Genomic DNA, 23,730 nt, shown 5'->3' with positions numbered 1-23,730 from the left:
GCCGAGTGGCCAGTTACGTCACGCGAAATACGTTGGGGCGTACCATAAATAGCCACTCGACGAGGTTGAACACCTTCTGTCACACCGGTAACCGCCGGAGTCGGGTGCGGTGTTGCCCGCCTCTGCGCGACAACGGTGCCGACGCGATCACCTGTCACCGGACGCGACCAGCTCCAACCGCCTGACTGGGCCGGTGCGGAACGGCCGATCCTCGTCGATGGCCGCCGGTGCCCGCCAAGCGACTCGTTATGGCGTCCCGTTGGCGCCGTTGGACCCGGGGGGATTACCCGCACCAGCGGAGCCGCCGAGGCCGCCGATGGCAGTGCCCGGAGCACCTGTGCTGGCGTTACCGCCGACGCCGCCGTTCCCGCCCGCGTTCGGGTCGCCGGCCCCGCCGGTGCCGCCATTGCCGCCGGTGGCGTTTCCGGTTCCGGCCGTGGTCGCATAACCGCCGTCGCCGCCGGTCCCGCCCGTGGTGCCGTTGCCGCCGGCTCCACCGCTTCCGCCGGCGGCGGTCCCCGGCGAGGCACTGTTCCCGAAACCGAGGGTGAAGCCGCCGTTGCCGCCAGCCCCGCCGGTACCGGTGGCACCGCCGAACCCGCCGGCGCCGCCGGTGCCGCCGATGGCGTTTCCGGTTCCGGTTGGGGCGATGATCGCACGACCGCCGTTGCCGCCGGTCCCGCCGCCAGCGGGCCCGTAGCCGCCGTTGCCGCCGTTGCCGCCGTTGCCGCCGTTGCCGCCGATGACGTTTCCGGTGCCGTCGCTTTGCCCATTAGCGCCCGAGCCACCGTTTCCGCCAAAGCCGGTGGTGGCGAGGCCGCCCGACCCGCCAGCACCGCCGGTGGCGTTGCCCGTAGAGTCGCCGGTTGGGGGGCCGGGAGGAGAATAAATTATTCCAGAACCACCGGCCCCGCCGTCGCCGCCGTTAGCGCCGGTGCCACCTGCTCCGCCGACACCGCCGGTGGCGTCCCCCGTAGATGCGAAGTGGTCGATGGTCGCGTAGCCGCCCATCCCGCCGGCCCCGCCGTTGCCGCCGTCAGTGCCGTTGCCGCCTTTTCCGCCGTCGCCGCCGGTGGCATTTCCGGTGCCGGTGGGGGTTCCAAAAGGCTCATTGCCGCCGTTGCCGCCGTTACCGCCGTTGCCGCCGGTTGCACCGTTGCCGCCCGCCCCGCCGTTGCCGCCGCTGACGGTGCCCGCCGAGGCACTGTTGAGGACGGTCGCGCTGCCGCCAGCACCCCCGTTCCCGCCCGCGCCGGTGGTGCCGGTGCCGCCTGCTCCGCCGCTACCTCCCGTCGCGTTGCCGGTTCCGGTTAGCCCGGTCTCTGCGTAACCGCCGATCCCGCCGTCGCCGCCCGTGGTGCCGTTGCCGCCGGCGCCGGCGGCGCCGCCGGTCGCGTTTCCGGTTCCGCTGTAGCTGAAGGAGAGGTTTCCGGTTCCGTTGATGTGCGAGACGCCGCCGGCACCGCCAGCCCCGCCGAGGCCGGTCGTGCCGTCGCCGCCGTCGCCGCCGTTGCCGCCGTTGCCGCCGTAAGCGCCGCTGATGCCGCCGCGGCCGCCGTTGCCGCCGGAGGCGCCGGAGCCGCCCACCCCGCCGTTGCCGCCGCTGCCGGAGAACGGGCCGCCCGGGCCGCCGTTGCCGCCGGTGCCGCCGTTAATGCCGGCGGCGGTCGCGTTGTAGCCGTTACCGCCGTTACCGCCGGTGCCGCCGGTGCCGGTGGGAATGCTGCCGGCGTTGCCGTTCGCACCGTCAGTGCCGCCGGCGCCGCCGCTGCCGGCCACCCCGCCGAGGCCGCCGGCCCCCGGGTGGCCGACAAAGCCGCCGGCGCCGCCGTCGCCGCCGTCGGGCGCGCTGGCGGCGCCGTTCGCGCCGGCCCCGCCGTTGCCGGGGGCGCCGCCGGTGCCGCCGGTGCCGCCGGTCCCGCCGTCGCCATTGATGCCCACGGTGCCGGATCCGCCGTTGGCCACACCGCCACCAGCCCCGCCGGTGCCGCCGTTGCCGCCGACCCCGGCGTAGCCGCCGGTGCCGCCGTCGCCACCGTTGGAGTTGCCGCCGTTGGCAATGGTGCCGCCGTCGGCGCCGTTCCCGCCCAAGCCGCCGGTACCGCCGTTGCCGCCGTTGCCGCCGACCCCACCGGCCCCGCCGTTGCCGGAGATCGAGCCGCCCAAGCCGCCGGTGCCGCCGTTGCCGCCGTTGGTACCGGTGCCGCCGGCCCCGCCGGCCGCGCCGGTCCCGGCGCCGGGCGAACCGCCCGGGGTGCCGTTGCCGCCGTTGGCACCGGTGCCGCCGGCCCCGCCGTTCCCCCCGTTGCCGTAGTTGCCCCCGTTGCCGCCGACTCCGCCGTTACCACCGGGGGTGCCGGGGGTGGTGGCGTTGTAGCCGGCTCCGCCGGTTCCGCCGTTGCCGCCGGTGAGCACCGCGCCCGCGCTGCCGTTGGCGCCGGCGCTGCCGCCGCTGCCGCCGGTGCCGGCCGCTCCGCCGTGGCCGGCGAGGCCGGCGTACGGGGCGTTGTTTACGGCTCGGCCCCCGCCGTTGCCGCCATCACCGCCATTGGGGTTGCTCGCGGTGCCGGCCGCGCCGTCCCCGCCGTTACCGGGCGTCCCGGAGTTACCGCCGTTGCCGCCGGCCCCGCCGTCACCGTTGACACCGACGCTGCCGTTGGTGGCCGCCCCGCCGTCCCCGCCTTGGCCGCCCTGGCCGCCGGAGTCGCCGTTGCCGCCGTCGCCGCCGTCGCCGCCGGCGCCGTTGTTGACCCCGGCGACCCCGGGCGCACCATTGGCGCCGTTGCCGCCCACTCCGCCGTTACCGCCGGCCCCCCCAATCCCGCCATCCCCGCCGTTGCCGGAGATCGCGCCGCCCAGGCCGCCCGCGCCCCCGTTACCGCCGTCACCGCCGCCCGCGCCGAGGTTGTCGTCGCCGGGGCCGGTGAAACCGTTGGCGCCGGCTGAGCCGTTGCCGCCCGCCCCGCCGTTGCCGCCGTTGCCGAAGTTGCCGCCGTTGCCGCCGACCCCGCCGTTACCGCCACCTGCGGCACCGCTCGATGGTGTGGTCCCGCTGAGGCCGGCACCACCGTTGCCGCCATTGCCGCCGCTGGTGACAAGCGTGCCCGCGGTGCCGTTGGCGCCGGCGCTGCCGGCGCTGCCGCCGGTGCCGGCCGCTCCCCCGCTGCCGGCTCCGCCGGCCACCGTGCCGGGGTTGCCGCCGTTGCCGCCGCTGCCGCCGGGGGCTCCAGACTCGATGCGGGCCGCGCCGTCCCCGCCGTTGCCAGCCGCCCCGGAGTTACCGCCGAGTCCGCCGGCCCCGCCGTCACCGTTGGCACCAACGCTGCCGTTGGTGGCCGCCCCGCCGGCCCCGCCTTGGCCGCCGTTGCCGCCCGCCGCGCCATTGCCGCCGTCGCCGCCGTTGCCGCCGGCGTAGCTGCCCATGTACTGGGCCACCCCGGGCGCACCATTGGCGCCGGCGCCGCCGTATCCGCCGTTACCGCCGGCCCCACCGATCCCACCGATCCCGCCGTTGCCGGAGATCGAGCCGCCCAAACCGCCGGCCCCGCCGGTGCCGCCGGACCCGCCAGTTGTGCCGTCGGCGCCGTTGCCGTCGTTGCCGGTGACACCGTTGGTGCCGGCCGCGCCGGTGCCGCCGGCCCCACCGTTGCCGCCGTTGCCGTAGTTGCCACCGTTGCCGCCGACTCCGCCGTTACCACCGGGGGTGCCGGGGGTGGTGGCGTTGTAGCCGGCTCCGCCGGTACCGCCGTCGCCGCCGCTGGTGACCGTGGTGCCGGCCGCGCCGGTGGCGCCGGTGTTGCCGCCGTCGCCGGGGGTGGTGCCCGGTGTGCCGCCGGCCCCGGCGGCGCCGGGGGTGGAGCCGGGGCTGCCGCCGTTACCGCCCGCCCCGCCGTTGGGGTCAGCAGCTGTGCCGGCTGCGCCGGTGCCGCCGGTGCCGCCGGGCCCGGTGTTGCCGCCAAAACCGCCGGCCCCGCCGTCACCGTTTTGGCCCGCGGTGGCGCCGTTGCTGGCGACGCCGGCATTGCCGCCGACCCCGCCGACCCCGCCCGCCCCGCCGTTGCCGCCGGTGTCACCGGTGCCGCCAGCGCCGGCGTTGACCCCGGCAACCCCGGTCGCGCCGGTGCCGCCGGCCCCGCCATTGCCGGCAGTGCCGCCTTGGCCGCCTTGACCGCCGTTGCCGGCGATCGCGCCGGCGATGGTCGCATCCCCGCCGTTGCCGCCGGCCCCGCCAGGCCCGCCCGGGGTGCCGTCGGTGCCGTTGCCGTCGGCGCCGGTCACCCCATCGGTGCCGGACACCCCGGACGCGCCATCGCCGCCGTCGCCGCCTGTCGCGCCGGCGACCGTCGCGGCTCCGCCGGGCCCGCCGTCTCCGCCCGTACCGGGGGTGCCCGGCTCGCCGGGGGTGCCGTCGCCGGGGATTCCGGCCGCCCCGGGGGTGCCGCCGTCGCCGCCTTGACCGCCGGTCGCGCCGGCCACGGTCGCGGCCCCGCCGGCGCCGCCGACCCCACCGTTACCGCCGCTGCCGGCGTTACCGCCGTCGCCGTCAGCGCCGTCGCTGCCGGAGGCGGCCAAGGCCTTACCGCCGAGGCCGCCGTTGCCGCCGCTGCCGCCGGCGCCGCCGTTGCTGCCATTGCCACCATTGCCGCCGGTGCTTCCGGCGGTGATGGCGGCCGCGCCGGTGCCGCCGTCTGCGCCGTCGCCCCCGTGGGCAGCGTTGCCGCCGAGCCCGCCGGCCCCGCCGTTGCCGGCCAGCGTGCCGCCCTCACCACCTGCCCCGCCCTGGCCACCGGACCCGCCGTCCACCCCCGGGGTGCCGTTGCCATCGGCGCCGGTGACCCCGGCAGCACCGGCGATGCCGTCACCGCCCGTACCGCCGTTGCCGCCGTTGCCGATCGACCCGCCGTTGCCGCCGCTACCGCCGGCCCCCCCGCTCGGGTTGGCGGTATCGCCCGCGGCGCCGGCCCCGCCGTCACCGCCGTGAATGGTGCCGACGGTTGCCGCGGTGCCGTTGGCGCCGTTGGTGCCCGCTTGACCGCCGTTGCCGCCGGTGCCGACCGCCCCGCCGGCCCCACCGGTGCCGGCCACGCCGCTGCCGCCGGTGCCGGCATTGCCGCCGTCACCGCCGGCGCCATTGATGCCGCCGCTGCCCGCGTCACCCCACACCCCCGCCGCGCCGTTGCCGCCGCTGCCGGGCGCACCGCCATTACCGCCGGCGCCGCCGGCCCCGCCGTTGCCGTTGAAGCCTGCGCTGCCGTGGGCGGCTGTTCCTGCGTTGCCGCCGGCCCCGCCGGCCCCGCCGTTGTACCCGTTGCCGCCGTTGCCGCCGTTGCCGCCGGCGCCGTCGTTGACCCCAGCGACTCCCGCCGCGCCATTGCCCCCGGTGCCACCAGACGCACCGGTCCCGCCGACGCCACCGGCGCCGCCGCTACCGCCGTTACCAGATGTCGAGCCGCCCATGCCGCCGTTGCCGCCGGTGCCACCAGTCCCACCAGCGCCGTTGACACCCGCCAGCCCGGCACCACCGGCACCGCCGCTGCCGCCGTCGCCGATCGACCCGCCGTTGCCGCCGTTACCGCCGGCCCCGCCGTCGGGATTGGCGGTCTCACCGGCAGCGCCGGCCCCGCCATTACCACCGTGGGCGTCGCTGAGGGCCCCCGCGCCGCCGTTAGCGCCGTGAGCACCGGCGATGCCGCCGGTGCCGCCGGTGCCCGCTGCCCCACCTACCCCACCGCTGCCGCCCACCCCACTGCTGCCGGTGCCGGCGTTGCCACCGTCACCGCCGGCGCCATTGACGCCACCCGAGCCCGCGTCCCCCCACACACCGGCCGCGCCATCGCCGCCGCTGCCCGGCGCGCCGGCACTGCCGCCCACCCCGCCGGCCCCGCCGTTGCCGTTAACGCCCGCGCTGCCGAAGAAGCCGCCACCGGCACCAGCGTTGCCGCCGGTGCCGCCCGTGCCGCCGGTGTCGCCGTTGCCGCCGCCGTTACCGCCGTTACCGCCGGCACCGTCGTTAACCCCAGCCACACCGGCCGCGCCGGTAGCGCCAGCCTCGCCGTTGCCGCCGGCGCCGCCGACCCCGCCATCCCCGCCGTTGCCGCCGTGGCTGAAGAACAGCCCGCCGTCGCCGCCGTCGCCGCCGGCGCCGCCGGTGCCGCCGACCTCACCCGGCGCACCGGTGAGGCCGCTACCGCCGTCACCGCCGTCACCGCCGTTGCCGAAGAAGAGTCCGCCGTCGCCGCCGCTACCGCCTTGACCGGCCGAATCGGTGGCACCATCGCCGCCGTTACCGAACAACCACCCGCCGCCTTGACCATCGGCCGCCGTCAGCGAGCCGCCCCCGGTTCCATCAGCACCGTTACAGATAAACCCGCAGCTATCGCCCGCCGCGGCCGGATCGGTCTGCGCTGCCCACGCGTTGAGCGCGCTGTCGATCTGCTGACCGAACGGGCTGTTAATCCAATCCTGCTCAAGGACGTGCAGGAAGCTGGTCGACGAATCGGCCGCCGACACCGCAGAGCCGGTGTCAGAAAGCGTCGAGCTCGCCGTGGACACGGCGTCAAAACTGCTGGGGTTAAAGAAATCCGTGAGCAGCGTGTCCCACCCGGCCGGCGTGCTCAGATCGCCGAGCAGCCCGCTCAACACACCGGGATCGAAGAAATCAGTCGGATTGACCGCAGTCACCGCCGAGCTGGCGGCTGAGCCGACCGCCAAATCGAGGATGTCGTCGAACACGTCGGCCTTCGCGGACGGCGCGGTGCCCAACGGGCTCAAGCCAAACGCCAACAACGCCCCGGCACTGCTGCCCAGGCCGATCGCCCCGCGACGGCGCACCTTGGTCTTCCGCGACCGCTGATTCCGCTTCGTGCCGCGGTGACGAGCCATGGCCCCACCTCCGTGAAAGCCCAGCCAGCAAAATCGGCTGTTCCAATAGACCTGACCGAGGTGTCGTCCGACCCGGTTGGTCTCGGCTTCCCGCTACGTGGCGCCATCTCAGGTGGCATTAAGGTAACTCTGAAGGCCTAGCCTGCGGGCCAAAACTCGCAGTTTGCAGATAAATTCCAGCGGTCCGATGTAGCGGACTGTTTAGCCTGTTCAGCGGTCTGTACCGCCAGTGGGCCGGATTTGCGGGCAGCGGGTTGGCGAATGCTGGCAACTCTCAGCTGCAGTTCAGCTTCTACACGACTGAGTCCGGCAGGAATCGGCACCTCGGTTGGCCCGGCGTCCACATTTCCCGTCGGCGGGATCCGCTGCTGCAGCACCGTGTAAAGCTTTACCCGCCGAATGGGCGGCAGGCTTCACCCTCGGGCTGTCCGGCGACCAGATCAGGAGGCGGTCGGTGACCGACGAGACGTTGCCCGCACGAGTCGTGAATGTCGGGTCCATCAACCTGAACGTGATCGACACGGGTGAGGGTCCGGCGGCGCTGCTGTTGCACGGCTTCCCGGATCGCGCCCAGATGTGGAGCCATCAAATCCGCGACCTACGCCAAGCGGGCTACCGAGTGATAGCCCCCGATCTGCGCGGATACGGCGACAGCGACCGGCCCGCCGAAGTAGAGGCCTACGCGATGGACCACCTCGTGAGCGACATCCACGGACTGCTCGCCACCCTCGACGTGGACACCTTTCGCCTTGCCGGCCACGATTGGGGAGCAACCCTTGGATGGATCTTGGCCAGCACCTGGCCCGACCGCGTGCAGCAGTACGCCGCAATTTCCGTCGGCCATCCCGCCGCGATCGCCGCAGCCGGCTTCGAGCAAAAACAGCTCACCTGGTACATGTTGTGGTTCGCATTCCCCGGTATCGCGGAAAGCCAGCTGCCGCAAGATGATTGGCAGTGGTACCGCGACTGGGCCTACGACGGAGCGCGCCGCACCGACGATCGGGAACTCGACCGCCAGCTGACCGACCTCGCACGACCCGGTGCCCTTACCAGTGCGATGAACTGGTACCGAGCCAACATTCCCCCCGAGCTCTACGCCCTCACCAGCCGGGGCTCAGACCTCGCGCCCGTCCAGTGCTCAGTAATGGGGATTTGGGGTGACCGCGATATGGCGATGACGGAGCGGCAGATGATGGACTCGGGAGGCTATGTCGCCGGCCAATGGCGCTACGAACGTGTTCACCGCGTTGGACATTGGGTGCCCACCGACGCACCCGCGCGCGTGTCGGAGCTGCTGCTCGACTTCTTCGGAACCTGACGCAGGCTGACCTGTGATGGCTAAACAAAGAGATCGCGGCGCGCGCGGACGAAGTCTTCGACGCTTTGCGGCACATGGCCGGTAAGGGCTTGCACCTGATCGGTAGAGCGATTGTAGCGGTCTTCACGGTGTAGGCGCGCCATCGTCGTGATGTGTTCCTGCACATGGGGATCGAGTCCGCTTTCTGCGAGCTGGCTTCGCCAGTCATCGAAGTCGACGCGTTGTCCGGTGATTTCCCGGCCCAGAGCCCTGCCGTACTGTGCGGCAAGCCCATCGACATCAAGGACGGTCGGCCCGGTCAGCTCGTACACAGCGCCGATGTGCTCGGCCGGATTGCGCAGTACGGCGACAACCGCATCGGCAACATCGCCGGGCGCAATCGGTGAAGTCCGACCGGCGCCGAAAGGTAGTGCAAGCACCTGCTGTTCGCGTATCGAGCGGGCCGCTAGCAAGGTAAACAGCGGATTCTCCAGGAAAACGGTCGGCCGAATCTGCACAGCGGGTATCGGTGACCAGTCGATGACGCGTTCAGCAAGCCAATGCAATCGCTGTTGGTGAGACTCTGAAGTGCTGGTCGGTGTCATCTGCGACACGGTCATCTGCGACATGTTCACCAGCAGATCGAGATCGCTCGTTTCGGCGGCAAGCGAGCAGACAACGGTGGTGGCTTCCAAGTAGGAAGCGGACACACTCATGCTGAAGAAAACCCGGTTGATGCCATCAAGTGCGGTCGCAACGTCGACCGGGTCGGTGAGATCACCGATAACGACCTCAGCGCCGCTCTCACGCAGCGCTTCTGCGCGGTCGTCTTCCCGATGCACCATGGCCCGCACGGTTTGGCCGCAAGCCAGCAGCTCGTCGACGACTATCCGACCCACTCCGCCGACTCCGCCGCCCGCTCCGGTAACCAGATACATTGGTATTGCCGTCATTCCGGTTCTCCATCGTCGTCGTACATCGTGGCGTGAGCGCGCTCGACCAGGTAGGCCAGTGCATCGTCGGTGCCGGTGGGCAGCGCGTCGATCGGCCACCAGCGCAGGTCCACTGACTCCTCGCTGACCGCGATCTGCGCTGCGGCCGGCGCCCGCGCCACGAACTGCAAGTCGAGGTGACGGGTCGGCACCCCCAGCGAGCACGTCAGCGCGTGGACGTTGATCGCGGTCAGGTCGGGCGCGATCTTCAGGCCGTCGACTCCGGATTCCTCGGTGGCCTCCCGCAGCGCCGCCGCCACGATGTCGGCGTCGGAATCCTCACAGTGCCCGCCTAATTGGACCCAGCGGCCCAGCCGCGGATGCAACGTCAGCAGGACCTGGCCGCCGGAGGCGTCGAGCACCAGCGCCGAGGCGGTGATATGCCCCGGTACGCATTCCCGAAGGCAGGCGTCGTCCCGTGCGTGCAGGAAGGCGAGGACGGCGTTGCGCAGCGAGTCCTGCGACCGATCCGGCGGCTGCCAGTCGGACAGCAGCGCTATCGCCGAGGATCGAACGCTCACTTGCGCACCAGTAGATCACTGACGGCGACGGGTTCGCGAGGCTCGGTCACCGGTTGCGCCGAATAACCGATTGCGATGGCGCCCAATGGTTCCCAACCGTCAGGCAGGCTCAGCTCATCGCGGACCAGGTCCGCGGCGAAGATCGTCGAGCCGATCCAGCAACTGCCCACTCCGCGCACTGCCAACGCCACCAGCAGCGCCTGCACGGCGGCCCCGACCGCGACGGTGAACATGGTGTGCTCGGCGTCGGTGCGGGCAGCGTCGGGATAGCTGTGCGCTCCGTCGGGCACCAGCATCGGGATCACGACTTCGGGTGCGTCGTAGAGGATCTGACCCCGCGCGACTCGTCGTTCGACCGCGTCGGCGGGCTTGCCGTCACTTTGCAGATCGGCGCGCCACTTGTCGCTCATGCGCTCGAGCAGCTTGCCGCGCGTCGCCGGCGTCTGCAGCCAGACGAAGCGCACCGGCCGGGTGTGGTGCGGAGCCGGGGCAGTGAGCGCTTCGGCGACAGCGTCCTCGATCAGGTGTGGTGGGACCGGTTCGTCGGCGAACTGGCGCACCGAGCGGCGTAACAGCTGGGCTTGCCGGCGGCCCAGTTCCAGGGCTTCGGCGGTGCCCAGCCAGAACAGGTCGTCGGTTCCGGCGCGCACGAGTTGTCGTGCCGTGGCGCCGGTGTCGGTCACCACGCCGGTGGGCAGCCCCCGCACGACGGCCACCGGTATCCCGGTCAGCTTGCCTTTGACCAGATCGGCCGCCGCGGCGATCTCGTCGGCGAGCGCGACTTCGGTGACCAGTAGCTCGTTGCCGTGCCGGTCGATCGCGCCCGCGTAGCCGTGCAGCACCGAAATGCCGGCCGCGCCGACCGCGGCGTCGGTCTGGCCGTTGCGCCAGGCGCGGCCCATCGTGTCGGTGATCACGACGCCGACAGTGACGCCGAGACTCCTGCGCAGCCCGGCGCGCAGGACCGCGGCGCTGGCGTCGGGGTCGACGGGCAGTAGCGCCAATTCGTCGGAGCCGATGTTGGATCCGTCCACGCCGGACGCGGCCTGCACCACGCCCAGCCGGTTCTCGGTGATCAACGTGCGACCCTTACGGGCAAGTACGCGAACAGACTCGGCGTCGACAAGCTTGCGGCGCAGCGTATCTCGTTCCTCGGGATCTTCCGGGGCGGGCACCAGGCGGCCTTCGCATTTGGACAGCACCTTGCTGGTGACGACCAGCACGTCGCCGTCGCGGAGCCAGGATGCGGCGCTGGCGAGCGCGGCACTCAGGTCGTCGCCGGGGCGGAACTCGGGAAGCCCGGGCACCGGCAGGATTTCGATCGGCGACGCGGTGCCGTGCTCGCCGCCGGCGGCGGTCGAGGAGCTCACGCCGCCACGCCCGCAAGCTCCAGTCCGGCGCTGACCATCTCCGCGGTGGCTTTCGGATCGGACATCAACAACGGTACCGATCGCACGGCGATACCGTCGATTTCGGCGTGATCACCCTCGTGGATTAGCCAGCAATCCAGGATGCCGGTGCCAGCCCGCGCACCATAGTGCCGTCCCACCGCCTCGGCGGTTGATGCCACACCGACCACCTTGAGGCACTCATCGGCCATGCCGCGCAACGGTTTCCCGTCAATGATCGGCGAGTATCCGACGACGGGAGCGGCGGTGGACCGCAGTGCCGCACGGATCCCGGGAATGGCCAGGATCGCGCCGACACTCACCACCGGATTCGACGGTGCCACCAGGATGACGTCGGCATCAGCGATAGCATCGGTGACTTCCGTTGTGGCGTTCGCTTTTTCGGCGCCGACAAACGCAAAACTGTGTGTCGGAAGCTGCGCGCCGTAGCGGACCCACCACTCCTGAAAGTGGATCGCGCGTTGGCTGTCGTCGACGGGATCGGTGATCACGACGTGTGTTTCACAACGGTCGTCGCTGGCGGGCAGCAGTCGCGCGCCTGGCTGCCACCGGTCGCACAGTGCGGCGGTCACCTGCGACAGCGGGTAGCCTGCCCGCAGCATCTGGCTGCGTACCAAGTGGGTGGCCAAGTCGCGGTCGCCGAGCTGGAACCAGTCGGGCTGCACGCCGTAGTGGGCCAGTTCCTCCTTGGCATGCCAGGTTTCGTTGCGATGGCCCCAGCCGCGTTGCGGGTCGACGCCGCCGCCCAAGGTGTACATGCAGGTGTCCAGGTCGGGGCAGATCCGCACCCCGTGCATCCAGGCGTCGTCGCCGACGTTGACGATCGCGGTCAGCTCGTGGTCGCCGAGGGCTGCAGACGCCGAAGCGAATTGGCCCAAGCCGAGTAGCTGCTGGACCCCGAGCAGGAAGCGGGCGCCACCAACCCCGCCGACCAGAACCGTCACCTTCACACCGCACGACAGTACGCGCGAGCACGGTTGAGACGCCGAGGTGAGTGGGGAAAATCGGAGCGCGGAGCCGATGCCGGAATGCCTTGTGTGACGGGTGTGACCGACACGCCATAGCGGCTTAGGCGTCAGTGTCGCAAAAAATTGGTCACGAGATGATATGGAAATCTCCCCAATCGCTTGCAAAGCGCCCCTCGCCCGTGTGTAATCACACCAGTGTCATTTCGGTTGGCCGGCCGGATTCGGTGTCGCAGACCGAGATTCGATCATTTGTTCGAATCGAGATGGCCGCACATCAGAACAGTGCTGACATTCACGATCAACGAAACCAGGTGAGGAGGCGGACCATGTCCTATGAACACCTTCGGGGGTTAATGGGTGGGACACCGCACACCACTACCGGCTTGCCGATGATAGGGGTATCCCCAAGGCCCCATTTGAGTTTGGTTCCCGATGCGGCCGAGGACGAGTTCGAGGCCACAGAGGTAGCGACCGAACAGTGGCAAGACCGTGCGTTGTGTGCACAGACAGATCCTGAGGCGTTCTTCCCCGAGAAGGGCGGCTCCACGCGCGAAGCCAAGAAGATCTGCCTTGGCTGCGAGGTGCGCAGTGAATGCCTCGACTACGCCTTGGCTCACGACGAGCGCTTCGGCATTTGGGGCGGCCTCTCGGAGCGGGAACGCCGCCGCCTCAAGCGCGGAATCATCTGACCCGACTGCCTTCACGTCGGCGGGCGACACGCTGCGCCGCGCTTGCGATCAGCCGCTATTCCTCGTCGATCATCGGGTCGATGACCGATGGTTCGACATCCAAATAGGTGGCCACCTGAGCCACCAGGATTTCATGTAGCAATTCAGCCAGCTCGACGGTGTCCTTGGCACGTCGCTCGATCGGCTTGCGGAACAACACAACTCGCGCGCGGGTGGCGCTTCCGCGCACGTCGACGCCGGCGCCGATCAGCCGGGCCAGCGCGATCGGCCCGTCGGCGACCACCTCTGGGGGCCACTGCACATTGTCAGGGTCCTTCGCCGAAATCCGCGGGATCTCATCGACCGCAACGTCGAGTCCCGACAGCCGTTCTTGCCACCGCCGCTCGATGGGCTCGTAGGCCTCGAGCACGGCCATGTCGAAGCGTTCGGCACGGCTGCGCCAACCGGGCACCGTCGGCGGCAGCAACGGTCCGCGCATATCGCGGCCGCGCCGCGAGAGCCTTTTACTCACCGAGCGCCGGCCGCGCGGGGAGCTGCGCGAATCGCTCACCCGGCGATGGTAACGGTTGGGCATCCTGGCCCGAGGGAATGCGCGTGTCCGGCGCCACGTGGACGTTTCCGCACGATAACCTCTCGATCGTGAACGTTCCGCGTCGCTGTTGCCGGCCTGGGTGCCCGCATTACGCGGTCGCGACGCTGACCTTCGTGTACTCCGATTCGACGGCGGTCGTCGGCCCGCTGGCCACCGCCCACGAGCCGCACTCCTGGGATCTCTGCGTCAGCCATGCCGGCCGGATCACCGCGCCGCGCGGCTGGGAACTCGTCCGGCACGCCGGCCCGCTGGCCACCAATCCCGACGAAGACGATCTGATCGCGCTGGCCGAAGCCGTACGAGAGGGCCGCGACGTGGCCGCCGGCGGGGGACCAGTCAACGGATTCCACGACGCGGCGGTCCAGTACAGCGGTGCAACGGTTGAGATACCGGCGACCGGTGTACTGACCTCCGGCGCAGGGCGGCCGGCCGGCACCGGACGCCGCCGCGGTCACCTCCGGGTACTGCCCGACCCCGCCGACTAGCGCCCGGATCGGGCCGTCGGCCCGAATCGTCGCGGGGCCATTAGGCTGACGGCCAACTGTCCCCTTCGTCAGGAGCCCCTCGATGTCTCGGCCCGCTGCGGCTGTTCACCGTGTGATCAAGGCCTACGACGTGCGAGGCTTGGTCGGTGCGGAGATCGACGAGTCGTTCGTCACCGACGTCGGTGCCGCCTTCGCCAGGCTGATGCGCAACGAAGGCGCGCGGCGAGTCGTCATCGGCTACGACATGCGGGACAGCTCACCGCCGCTGGCGGCGGCCTTCGGAGCCGGAGTCAACGGACAGGGTCTCGACGTGGTCCGGATCGGCTTGGCGTCGACCGATCAGCTGTACTTCGCCTCGGGGTTGCTGGACTGTCCGGGCGCGATGTTCACCGCGAGCCATAACCCGGCTGCCTACAACGGGATCAAGCTGTGCCGGGCGGGCGCCAAACCGGTCGGCGCCGACACCGGCTTGACCGCCATCAGCGACGACATCATCGCCGGAGTCGCGTCCCTCGAGGGGACCGCCGGAACCGTCACCGATAAAGACGTGCTGGCCGAGTACGGCGATTTTCTGCGCTCGCTGGTCGACACTTCCGGGCTGCGTCCGCTACGGGTGGCGGTCGACGCGGGTAACGGGATGGCGGGCCACACGGCGCCCGCGGTGCTCGGTGCGATCGACTCGCTCACGTTGCTGCCGTTGTACTTCGATCTGGACGGCTCGTTTCCCAACCACGAGGCCAACCCGCTGGATCCGGCGAACCTCGTCGATCTGCAGGCCTACGTGCGCGACACCGGTGCCGATATCGGGCTGGCCTTCGACGGCGACGCGGACCGGTGTTTCGTCACCGACGAGGGCGGCCGACCGGTTTCACCGTCGACGGTGACCGCTCTGGTCGCCGCGCGCGAGTTGGACCGGGAGATCGGTGCGACGGTAATCCACAACCTGATCACGTCGCGTGCGGTGCCGGAGTTGGTCGTCGAGCGCGGTGGCACGCCGGTGCGCTCGCGGGTCGGGCACTCCTACATCAAGGGGCTGATGGCGGACACCGGCGCGATTTTCGGCGGCGAACACTCGGCGCACTATTACTTCCGGGACTTCTGGGGCGCTGACTCGGGAATGCTGGCCGCGCTCTATGTGCTGTCCGCGCTCGGGAGCCAGCAGCGCCCACTGTCCGAGCTCACCGCCGACTATCAGCGCTACGAGTCGTCCGGCGAGATCAATTTCACTGTCGACGACGCCGCCTCCTGTGTCGAGGCGGTGCTCAAGTCGTTCGGTACCAGGATCCACTCCCTCGACCACCTCGACGGCGTAACCGTCGACCTCGGCGAGGGCAGCTGGTTCAACCTGCGCAGCTCCAACACCGAGCCGCTGCTGCGGCTGAATGTCGAAGGACGTTGCGTCGAGGACGTCGATGCAGTCGTCGAGCAGATCGCCCAAGAGATCCGGCGGCAGGCCGACGGGCTGGTCCAGCCGGAGGCAGTGACGTGAATGCGGCCCAGGCCGTGATCGACCTCGATGACAGCGAAAGACTGCTTGCCGCCGACCGCGACGGGCTGTTGCGGGCGGCGTCGATGGCGGGCGCGCACGTGCGCGCGGCCGCGGCCGCCCTCGACGAGGGTGCCTTGGACTTGCTGCGCGACTCACATGACCCTCCACGCACGCTGATCTGGGTTGCCGGGCGAGGCGTCGCCGAGACCGCGGGCACCATGCTGGCCGCGACGTCAGGCGGTTCGGCGGCCTCCCCGATTGTGATCGCCGCCGAGGCTCCGCCGTGGATCGGCCCGTTGGACGTGCTGATCGTGGCCGGGGACGACCCCGGCGATCCGGCGTTGGTCGGGGCCGCCGCCAGCGGAGTGCGCCGGGGCGCGCGAATTGTCGTCGCCGCACCCTACGAGGGACCGTTGCGCGACATCACGGCCGGCCGGGTGGCGGTGATGGAGCCGCGACTGCCGGTCGGAGTCGAGTTCGGTCTGTGCCGGTACCTGGCCGTCGGGCTGGCCGCCCTGCAAAGCGTCGATCCCGGGTTGCGGGTGGATCTGGCCGCGCTGGCCGACGAGCTGGACGCCGAGGCATTGCGCAACAGCGCCAGCCGCGAGGTATTCACCAATCCGGCCAAGGCGTTGGTCGAGCGGATGTCGCAACGCCGTGTCGTGCTCGCCGGCGACTCCGCCGCGACCCTCGCGTTGGCCCGGCACGGGTCCGGCATCTTGCTGCGCACGGCGCACGAAGTGACCGCTGCCACCGGGCTGGCGGACGCTTTGACGGCGCTACAGACGGGGGCGGGATCGGGGTTCGCCGACCCGACGGAGGCGTTGTTCCACGACGAGGAGATCGACGGACCGATCACCGAGCGGCTGCGCGTGCTGGCGTTGACGCTGGATGCCGAGCGGACGGTCGTCGGGTCGCGGATCGCCCAGTTCGACGACGTCGACATCGTCGGTGCCGAGGATGTGCCCGATCTGCCGGACGGCCGCCGCGCACTGCCCGGTGCACGACGGGTCGAGCAGCAGCTGGCTATTCTGGCTGTCCGGTTGGAGATGGCCGCGGTTTATTTGCGGTTGGTGCGGGGATAACTGGTTCTGAGGTAAATGCCAAGTGCAGTTGCTACGCGGAGCGATACGGACATACGCGTGGGGGTCACGGATCGCCATCGCGGAATTCACTGGTCGTCCCGTCCCGGCCGTACACCCGGAAGCCGAGCTCTGGTTGGGCGCCAACCCGGGCGATCCGGCCTGGCTGGAAGAACCTGACGGAGAAGTGTCGTTGCTGCAGGCGGTGAGCGCCGATCCGGAGGGTCAACTCGGCACCACCGCCCGCGCCCGGTTCGGCGATGCGCTGCCCTTTCTGGTCAAAGTCCTCGCGGCCGACGAACCGCTCTCGCTGCAGGCGCATCCCAGCGCCGAGCAAGCCGCCGAAGGTTACCGGCGTGAGGAACACCTTGGTATTCCGGTGAACTCGCCGGTGCGTAACTACCGCGACTCCAGCCACAAGCCTGAGCTGTTGGTGGCGCTGCAGCAATTCGAGGCGCTGGCGGGATTTCGTCCCGCGGCTCGAACCATCGAGCTGCTGCAGGCCCTGGCGGTGTCCGACTTGGATCCGTTCATCGATTTACTGAACGACCAGTCCGACGCTGACGGCCTGCGCGCGTTGTTCACCACCTGGATTACCGCGCCGCAGCCGGACGTCGACGTTCTGGTCAGTGCTGTGCTGGATGGCGCTATCCTCTATTTGAGTTCTGGCGCAACGGAATTCGCAGCTGAAGCCAAGACCGTGCTGGAGTTGGGTGAGCGGTATCCCGGCGACGCCGGTGTACTGGCCGCACTGCTGCTCAACCGGATAACACTGGGTCCCGGCGAGGGGATCTTTCTGTCGGCCGGAAACCTGCACGCCTACCTGCGCGGCGTCGCCTTGGAGGTAATGGCCAACTCCGACAACGTGTTACGGGGTGGTCTGACTCCGAAGCACGTCGATGTTCCCGAGTTGCTGCGTGTCCTGAATTTCACCCCGACGACCGAGTCTGAACTGCGTGCGCCGATGCATGCGGATGGGCTGGCGACCTTTTATGACACGCCCGCCGACGAGTTCGCGGCGTCGGTACTGACCCTCGGTGACGATCAACTCGGCCACCAAGTCGATGCGCCGTCACGCCACGACGGTCCGCAGATTCTGTTGTGCATCGAGGGTTCGACTGCGGTGCACGGAAAGTCCAGGGTGCTGACGCTTACCCGGGGTGCGGCCGCCTGGGTGGCCGCCGACGACGGACCTATCCGGCTCGTCGCGCACGAGCCGACCAAAATCTTCCGGGCTACCGTCGGCCTGTGATCCGCGCCGGCGCGCCCCGGCGATCGGGTCGCCCCGCCCGGCGCTCGGCGAGCCATAGCCGCATGTTGTGCTGGATGGTGCGGCCGACCAGCCTCGGCGACGGGACCATGTAAAGGCTGTCCAGTAGCGAGAATCGGCGCAAAAACCATTCCGCCAGAACCGGATCGGTCTCGGCCGCACCGAGGAACTGGTCGAACAGGTTGCCCACCGGGCCATACCACCACGGCTTGTCCGAGGTCGCGTGGTGGAAGGTGAGGTCACCGATCGCCGTCATCGTCCATACCGGATACGTCGACTTGGCGGTGGCCCGATTCACCGTGCACGCCAGGTCTTCACCCGCGCCGCCGGCCAGGGCGCGGCGCAAGTGACCCGCCTGCAGCGAGGTCATCGTCATGCCCTGCCCGAACGTCGGGTCAAAGCTGGCCACCGCATCTCCCAACGGAAGAATCCCGGACGGAAACCGGTCCAGTTCGTGGTAGCGGCGCCACCGGCTGGTGGGGAAGCGGTGAAAAGCCACCTCGCCGACCGGCTCGGCCCGCCGCAGCGCCGTGCTGATACGGTCAGGCAGCAGCTTGTCGGCCAGCGCCAGCATCTCGGAAAAGGTATGCGGCGGTTCGGCTTTCGCGACGCCGAAGGTCGTCAACGTCCACGTGCCGTCCTCGTAGCCCAGCAGGCCCAGCCCGTGCGACTGCTGCCGGGATGCGCCGGCAACGATCACTCGCTCCCGGATCGCGCCGTCGGGCAGCCGAAACTGATGTGACGCATAGCCGATGCCGACGTCGATCGTCTTCTCGGGCGGACGTCGATATCCCCACTGCTGCAACCACACCGGCAGCCTGGTGCCGCGGCCGGCCGCGTCGACCACCAGGTCGGCGGCGACGAAGTCGGGTTCCTCGGCGTCGCTGTCCAGCAACACCCCGGTGACCCGTTGCGCATCGACGTCGTAGCGGGGCTGGGCCACCGAGCGACGTTGGATCTCGACGTTGGCGATCTGGCAGACCCGGCGCCGGATCTGCCATTCCAGTTGTGGACGGCTGGGCACGTACGCGGTGAACTCCTCGCGCAACGTGTGCCCGGTGCCCAGTAGGTGGCCGGCCGCACCGAAGTAGATGCAGTCCGGACGGTTCTCCAGGACGGGAACGCCGGCGGCCACCATGGCGTCGAGCAGACCGGGGAAAAGCCCGTCGAATTCCAGCGCGCCGCGGGCCATCAACAAGTGGACGTGGCGGCCTTGCGGGACCGCGGTGCGGTTGCTGGGTGTGCTGGGCAGTTCGTCGCGCTCGAAGACCGTGACGCTGTCGTAGAAGTCGGACAGCACCCGCGCCGCGCACAATCCGGCGATGCTGGCGCCGATCACAACTGCGTGTTCCCGGCCGCTTCCCCCGCCCATCTGGCCACCGTACTCGGTAGTGTCCGGGTACATGGCTGATCGCCGGCGCACCAAATCCATTGAACAATCGATTGCCGACACCGACGACCCGGACACCCAGCTGCGCAAGGAATTGAGCTGGTGGCACCTCTGCGTGTTCGGGGTCTCGGTGGTGATCGGGGCGGGGATCTTCACCGTCACCGCGTCTACCGCGGGCGACATCACCGGACCGGCGATTTGGATCTCGTTTCTCATCGCGGCGACCACGTGCGGCCTGGCCGCGTTGTGCTACGCCGAATTCGCGTCGATGCTGCCGGTGGCGGGAAGCGCCTACACGTTCTCCTACGCCACCTTTGGCGAGTTCATCGCCTGGACCATCGGCTGGAACCTCGTCCTGGAGCTGGCGATCGGCGCGGCCGTCGTCGCCAAAGGCTGGTCCAGCTACCTGCAAACAGTGTTCGGATTAGCCAGCGGCACAATAGGTTTCGGGCCGCTCACGCTGGACTGGGGTGGGCTGCTGATCGTCGCGGTGGTAGCGACCCTGCTCGCACTGGGCACCAAATTGTCCTCGCACTTCTCGACGGTGGTCACCGCGATCAAGGTCGCGGTGGTGATGCTGGTGATCGTCGCCGGCGCCTTCTACATCAAGACCGCGAACTACTCGCCGTTCATCCCGCCGCCCGAGGCCGACGGCGGTGGCACCGGCATCGACCAGTCGCTGCTGTCGCTGCTCACCGGAGCGCACGGCAGTCACTACGGCTGGTACGGGGTGCTCGCCGGAGCATCGATCGTGTTCTTCGCGTTCATCGGATTCGACATCGTGGCCACCATGGCCGAGGAGACCAAGAACCCGCAGCGCGACGTCCCCCGGGGCATCCTGGCCACGCTGGGCATCGTGACGGTGCTTTACGTGGGGGTGTCCGTCGTGCTGTCCGGGATGGTCCCCTACACCCAACTGAAGACGCACGACGGCCACCACGCGAACCTGGCCACCGCCTTCACGGCGAACGGCGTGCACTGGGCGTCCGGAATCATCTCGATCGGCGCGCTGGCCGGCCTGACCACGGTGGTGATGGTGCTCTTGCTCGGTGGCTGCCGGGTGCTGTTCGCGATGGCGCGCGACGGGTTGTTGCCGCGACGGCTGGCCAAGACCGGTTCGCGCGGTACCCCGGTGCGCATCACGGTTCTGGTCGCCCTGCTGGTCGCTGCCACCGCCTCCGCGTTTCCGACGGACAAGCTGGAGGAAATGGTCAACGTCGGCACCCTGTTCGCGTTCCTGCTGGTCTCCGCCGGCGTGATCATTCTGCGTCGCACCCGTCCGGATCTGCCACGGGGATTCCGTGCGCCCATGGTGCCGCTGCTGCCCATCGGCTCGGTATGCGCCTGTGTCTGGCTGATGGTCAACCTGACCGTCGTCACCTGGCTCCGATTCGGCGTGTGGATGATCGCGGGGGTCGCCATCTACCTGGGCTATGGACGCCGGAAATCCGTTCTGGCCAGCCGTGCTGCCGATGATCGTGCGGACGTGGAGGTCGTTCCCTAACGCTGCGCCCAACGTGCGCTGAGGGTCGAACTTTTTGCGAATTTCCGCCCTGATTACACGTTCGGGCGGCTGCCGTACGTCCGGCGGTTTTACAAATAGATACTCTATGTCTAGACAAAGGACGCAGACGTCGCTATTGTCCAATCCCAAGGAGTTGTAGCTCACAAGGAGGTTGGGATGACCGCGGCATTAAGTCCGAACGCAAGGGTGTGGCAGGACAAGAAGCGCTACCTGTGGCTGATGGGACTGATCGTCCCGACGCTGCTGCTGACGATGCTGCCGATCGTCTGGGCGATGAACCAGGCCGGTTGGCAGGGCGCCTCGCAGGTGCTGTTCTGGATCGGCCCGATCCTGCTCTACATCCTGCTGCCGGCGCTCGACCTGCGGTTCGGGGCCGACGGGCAGAACCCTCCCGACGAGGTGATGGAGTGGCTGGAGAACGACAAGTACTACCGCTACTGCACCTATGCCTTCATCCCGTTCCAGTTCGTCAGCCTGATCCTCGGCGCCTACCTGTTCACCGCGTCGAACCTGAGTTGGCTGGGTTACGACGGTCCGTTGAGCTGGCCGGCCAAGATCGGTCTGGCACTGTCGGTGGGCGCGCTGGGCGGCGTCGGCATCAACACCGCGCACGAAATGGGGCACAAGAAGGATTCGCTGGAGCGCTGGCTGTCCAAGATCACGCTGGCGCAGACCGGCTACGGGCACTTTTACATCGAGCACAACCGGGGCCACCACGTCCGGGTCGCGACACCGGAAGACCCCGCGTCGGCCCGCTTCGGTGAGACGTTCTGGGAGTTCTTGCCGCGCAGCGTGTTTGGCAGTCTGCGGTCGGCCGTGCGGCTGGAGGCCCAGCGGGTGCGCCGGCAGGGGGCCAACCCGTGGAACCCCAAGACGTACTTGTCCAACGACGTGCTCAATGCCTGGCTGATGACCGTGGTGTTGTGGGGCGCGCTGATCGCGGTGTTCGGCCCTACGCTGATCCCGTTCCTGATCATCCAGGCGGTCTTCGGATTCAGTCTGCTGGAGGCGGTCAACTACCTCGAGCATTACGGATTGCTGCGGGCTGAGAACGACAACGGTCGCTACGAGCGCTGCACCCCCGAGCACAGCTGGAACTCCGACCACATCGTCACCAACCTGTTCCTGTACCACCTGCAGCGGCACAGCGATCACCACGCCAACCCGACCCGGCGCTATCAGACGCTGCGCAGCATGGACGGGGCGCCGAACCTGCCGAGTGGCTACGCGGCGCTGATCGGGCTGACCTACTTCCCGCCGCTGTGGCGCAGGCTGATGGACCACCGGGTGCTGGCGCACTACGGCGGCGACATCAGCCGGATCAACGTGCAACCCCGCGTGCGGCAGAAGGTGCTGGCCCGCTACGGCGCCGCGGCCTAGTACAGGAAAAGCCCGACTTCGAATTGGAGGTAACGAAATGAGTGACTACAAATTGTTCGTGTGTGTGCAGTGCGGCTTTGAGTACGACGAGGCCAGGGGCTGGCCGGAGGACGGCATCGCGCCCGGCACCCACTGGGACGACATTCCCGAGGATTGGAGCTGCCCGGACTGCGGCGCCGCGAAGTCCGACTTCGAGATGGTCGAAGTCGCACGCTCGTGAGCCTGCCCACTACTGTCGCGCATGTGAGAAGGGTTCCGTACGCCGAGGCGTCACGGGCCCTCCTGCGTGATTCGGTGCTCGACGCGATGCGCGAGCTGCTGGGCAGTCGCGACTGGTCGGCGATCACGCTGGCGGATGTGGCCCGCGCCGCGGGCATCAGCCGACAGACCATCTACAACGAGTTCGGCTCGCGGCACGGTCTCGCGCAGGGGTATGCGCTGCGGCTGGCCGACCGCCTGGTGGACGCGGTCGAGGACGCCATCTATGCCAACGTCGGCGACGTCTACGCCGCCTTTCTGCAAGGTTTTCGGTCCTTCTTCTCCGACTCGGCCGCCGATCCGCTGGTGATCTCGCTGCTGAGCGGGGTGGCCAAGCCCGACCTGCTGCAGATCATCACCACCGACAGCGCGCCGATCATCACGCACTGTTCGGCCCGCCTGACGTCGTCGTTCATGAACAGCTGGATGCGCGCCAGCAACGAGGACTCCGGGATGCTCGCGCGGGCCATCGTCCGGCTGGCGATGAGCTACGTGTCGATGCCGCCGGAGGCCGACCACGACGTCGCCGCCGACCTGGCACGACTCATGACGCCGGCGGCCGAGCGCTACGGTGAGCCTCGGGACGACACGAAGCCGTGGTCTCCGGGCGGGACCGCTGGCCAGGGCGGGGAAGCCGGCGAATAGGCTGCGTGGCGACGGACCTAGATCGCGGCCGCAAGCGTGTCGCAACTAATATGTAACCAAGCTAAATATTTGACCGGAGGAATGGGTAGTAGATGACGACGACCGAACAGCAGCTGACCGCCGACGTCGTGAACGGACTCGAGTTCAAGGTGGCTGACCTGTCGCTGGCCGACTACGGCCGCCGCGACATCGAGCTGTCCGAGCACGAGATGCCGGGCCTGATGTCGCTGCGCCGCGAATACCACGATGTTCAGCCGCTCAAAGGCGCCCGCATCTCGGGTTCGCTGCACATGACCGTGCAGACCGCGGTGCTGATCGAGACCCTGGTGAGCCTCGGTGCTGAAGTCAGATGGGCGTCCTGCAACATCTTCTCCACCCAGGACCACGCCGCGGCCGCGGTGGTCGTCGGCCCGCACGGAACCCCCGAGGAGCCCAAGGGTGTGCCGGTGTTCGCGTGGAAGGGCGAGACGCTCGAGGAGTACTGGTGGGCCGCTGAGCAGACCCTGACCTGGCCCGGCGAGCCGGCCAACATGATCTTGGACGACGGCGGTGACGCCACCATGCTGGTGCTGCGCGGTGCACAGTTCGAAAAGGCCAGCGTGGTGCCGCCCGCCGAGGAGGACGACTCGGCCGAGCACAAGGTCTTCCTGGAGCTGCTGCGCAAGCGCTTCGAGACCGACAAGAACAAGTGGACGAAGATCTCGGAGTCGATCAAGGGCGTCTCCGAGGAGACCACCACCGGCGTGCTGCGGCTCTACCAGTTCGCCGCGGCCGGCGACCTGGCCTTCCCGGCGATCAACGTCAACGACTCGGTGACCAAGTCGAAGTTCGACAACAAGTACGGCTGCCGGCACTC

General features: G+C 69.5%; 18 protein-coding genes. 11 read left to right on the top strand and 7 right to left on the bottom strand.

Annotation, left to right across the window (positions count from 1 at the left end; all coding sequences use genetic code 11):
• Positions 1 to 246 precede the first annotated feature (246 nt).
• The gene (locus VGG53_RS06160; RefSeq protein ID WP_331517117.1) at positions 247 to 6,882 is read right to left on the bottom strand and encodes a PE family protein; all 6,636 of its coding nucleotides are present in this window, start codon (positions 6,880 to 6,882) and stop codon (positions 247 to 249) included.
• A 454-nt stretch (positions 6,883 to 7,336) separates the two neighbouring features.
• On the opposite strand from VGG53_RS06160, the gene VGG53_RS06155 reads away from it, so the two are divergent.
• Positions 7,337 to 8,200, top strand: a complete 864-nt coding sequence (locus tag VGG53_RS06155) for an alpha/beta fold hydrolase (protein ID WP_331517116.1) — start codon at positions 7,337 to 7,339, stop codon at positions 8,198 to 8,200.
• A 20-nt stretch (positions 8,201 to 8,220) separates the two neighbouring features.
• Here VGG53_RS06155 and VGG53_RS06150 read toward each other — a convergent pair whose 3' ends face one another.
• Genes VGG53_RS06150 through cofD form a run of 4 tightly spaced genes read right to left on the bottom strand, consistent with a single transcriptional unit; the run spans position 8,221 to position 12,051 of the window.
• Positions 8,221 to 9,132, bottom strand: a complete 912-nt coding sequence (locus VGG53_RS06150) for an NAD(P)H-binding protein (RefSeq protein ID WP_331517115.1) — start codon at positions 9,130 to 9,132, stop codon at positions 8,221 to 8,223.
• Positions 9,129 to 9,692, bottom strand: a complete 564-nt coding sequence (locus VGG53_RS06145; RefSeq protein WP_331517113.1) for an NUDIX hydrolase — start codon at positions 9,690 to 9,692, stop codon at positions 9,129 to 9,131. The genes VGG53_RS06150 and VGG53_RS06145 overlap by 4 nt, the downstream gene beginning before the upstream one ends.
• Positions 9,689 to 11,062 (bottom strand): coenzyme F420-0:L-glutamate ligase, encoded by a 1,374-nt coding sequence (locus tag VGG53_RS06140; protein ID WP_331517112.1) that lies wholly within the window; start codon positions 11,060 to 11,062, stop codon positions 9,689 to 9,691. Before VGG53_RS06140 ends, VGG53_RS06145 begins: the two co-directional genes overlap by 4 nt.
• Positions 11,059 to 12,051: a 2-phospho-L-lactate transferase gene (cofD, locus tag VGG53_RS06135; protein WP_331517111.1), complete on the bottom strand. Its 993-nt coding sequence runs from the start codon at positions 12,049 to 12,051 to the stop codon at positions 11,059 to 11,061. The genes VGG53_RS06140 and cofD overlap by 4 nt, the downstream gene beginning before the upstream one ends.
• 344 nt (positions 12,052 to 12,395) lie before the next feature.
• On the opposite strand from cofD, the gene VGG53_RS06130 reads away from it, so the two are divergent.
• Positions 12,396 to 12,758: a WhiB family transcriptional regulator gene (locus VGG53_RS06130; RefSeq protein WP_414688896.1), complete on the top strand. Its 363-nt coding sequence runs from the start codon at positions 12,396 to 12,398 to the stop codon at positions 12,756 to 12,758.
• A 55-nt stretch (positions 12,759 to 12,813) separates the two neighbouring features.
• Here VGG53_RS06130 and VGG53_RS06125 read toward each other — a convergent pair whose 3' ends face one another.
• A complete protein-coding gene (locus VGG53_RS06125) occupies positions 12,814 to 13,236 on the bottom strand; it encodes a metallopeptidase family protein (protein ID WP_331517159.1) in 423 nt (140 codons plus the stop codon).
• 161 nt (positions 13,237 to 13,397) lie between these two features.
• Here VGG53_RS06125 and VGG53_RS06120 point away from each other — a divergent pair, with 161 nt between their 5' ends.
• The 4 genes from VGG53_RS06120 (at position 13,398) to manA (ending at position 17,658) form a co-directional block, all read left to right on the top strand.
• On the top strand, positions 13,398 to 13,835 hold the full coding sequence (locus VGG53_RS06120; RefSeq protein WP_331517110.1) for a DUF3499 domain-containing protein: 438 nt from the start codon (positions 13,398 to 13,400) through the stop codon (positions 13,833 to 13,835).
• Positions 13,836 to 13,917: 82 nt separating this feature from the next.
• Entirely contained in the window at positions 13,918 to 15,324 is a 1,407-nt protein-coding gene (locus VGG53_RS06115; protein WP_331517109.1) for a phosphomannomutase/phosphoglucomutase, read from the top strand.
• Entirely contained in the window at positions 15,321 to 16,409 is a 1,089-nt protein-coding gene (locus VGG53_RS06110) for a TobH protein (RefSeq protein ID WP_331517108.1), read from the top strand. Before VGG53_RS06115 ends, VGG53_RS06110 begins: the two co-directional genes overlap by 4 nt.
• Positions 16,410 to 16,431: 22 nt before the next feature.
• Positions 16,432 to 17,658 (top strand): mannose-6-phosphate isomerase, class I, encoded by a 1,227-nt coding sequence (manA, locus tag VGG53_RS06105; protein ID WP_331517107.1) that lies wholly within the window; start codon positions 16,432 to 16,434, stop codon positions 17,656 to 17,658.
• Here the strand turns inward: manA and VGG53_RS06100 are convergent.
• A complete protein-coding gene (locus VGG53_RS06100) occupies positions 17,642 to 19,048 on the bottom strand; it encodes an oxidoreductase (RefSeq protein WP_331517106.1) in 1,407 nt (468 codons plus the stop codon). The genes manA and VGG53_RS06100 overlap by 17 nt on opposite strands.
• A 31-nt stretch (positions 19,049 to 19,079) precedes the next feature.
• Here VGG53_RS06100 and VGG53_RS06095 point away from each other — a divergent pair, with 31 nt between their 5' ends.
• From VGG53_RS06095 to VGG53_RS06075, 5 genes are all read left to right on the top strand, one after another.
• Entirely contained in the window at positions 19,080 to 20,570 is a 1,491-nt protein-coding gene (locus VGG53_RS06095; protein WP_331517104.1) for an amino acid permease, read from the top strand.
• A gap of 177 nt (positions 20,571 to 20,747) precedes the next feature.
• On the top strand, positions 20,748 to 21,971 hold the full coding sequence (locus VGG53_RS06090) for an alkane 1-monooxygenase (protein WP_331517103.1): 1,224 nt from the start codon (positions 20,748 to 20,750) through the stop codon (positions 21,969 to 21,971).
• Positions 21,972 to 22,008: 37 nt separating this feature from the next.
• Complete coding sequence (locus VGG53_RS06085; RefSeq protein WP_331517102.1) at positions 22,009 to 22,191, top strand: rubredoxin; 183 nt, start codon at positions 22,009 to 22,011, stop codon at positions 22,189 to 22,191.
• Positions 22,188 to 22,874 (top strand): TetR family transcriptional regulator, encoded by a 687-nt coding sequence (locus tag VGG53_RS06080; protein ID WP_331517101.1) that lies wholly within the window; start codon positions 22,188 to 22,190, stop codon positions 22,872 to 22,874. The genes VGG53_RS06085 and VGG53_RS06080 overlap by 4 nt, the downstream gene beginning before the upstream one ends.
• A gap of 92 nt (positions 22,875 to 22,966) precedes the next feature.
• Positions 22,967 to 23,730, top strand: a 764-nt coding sequence (locus tag VGG53_RS06075; protein ID WP_331517100.1) for an adenosylhomocysteinase, incomplete at its 3' end; no start/stop codon positions are given.

Source organism: Mycobacterium sp. (assembly GCF_036490025.1).
Classification (GTDB): domain Bacteria; phylum Actinomycetota; class Actinomycetes; order Mycobacteriales; family Mycobacteriaceae; genus Mycobacterium.
The sequence above is the reverse complement of the archived record's forward strand: the minus strand, read 5'-3'. Positions and strand labels throughout refer to the sequence as shown.

Coding starts and splice junctions, on each gene's coding strand:
- VGG53_RS06090 (WP_331517103.1), top strand. CDS start 20,748: ATGACCGCGGCATTAAGTCCGAACGCAAGGGTGTGGCAGGACAAGAAG.
- VGG53_RS06115 (WP_331517109.1), top strand. CDS start 13,918: ATGTCTCGGCCCGCTGCGGCTGTTCACCGTGTGATCAAGGCCTACGAC.
- VGG53_RS06150 (WP_331517115.1), bottom strand. CDS start 9,132: ATGACGGCAATACCAATGTATCTGGTTACCGGAGCGGGCGGCGGAGTC.
- VGG53_RS06095 (WP_331517104.1), top strand. CDS start 19,080: ATGGCTGATCGCCGGCGCACCAAATCCATTGAACAATCGATTGCCGAC.
- VGG53_RS06125 (WP_331517159.1), bottom strand. CDS start 13,236: ATGCGCGGACCGTTGCTGCCGCCGACGGTGCCCGGTTGGCGCAGCCGT.
- VGG53_RS06100 (WP_331517106.1), bottom strand. CDS start 19,048: ATGGGCGGGGGAAGCGGCCGGGAACACGCAGTTGTGATCGGCGCCAGC.
- VGG53_RS06085 (WP_331517102.1), top strand. CDS start 22,009: ATGAGTGACTACAAATTGTTCGTGTGTGTGCAGTGCGGCTTTGAGTAC.
- VGG53_RS06160 (WP_331517117.1), bottom strand. CDS start 6,882: ATGGCTCGTCACCGCGGCACGAAGCGGAATCAGCGGTCGCGGAAGACC.
- VGG53_RS06130 (WP_414688896.1), top strand. CDS start 12,396: ATGTCCTATGAACACCTTCGGGGGTTAATGGGTGGGACACCGCACACC.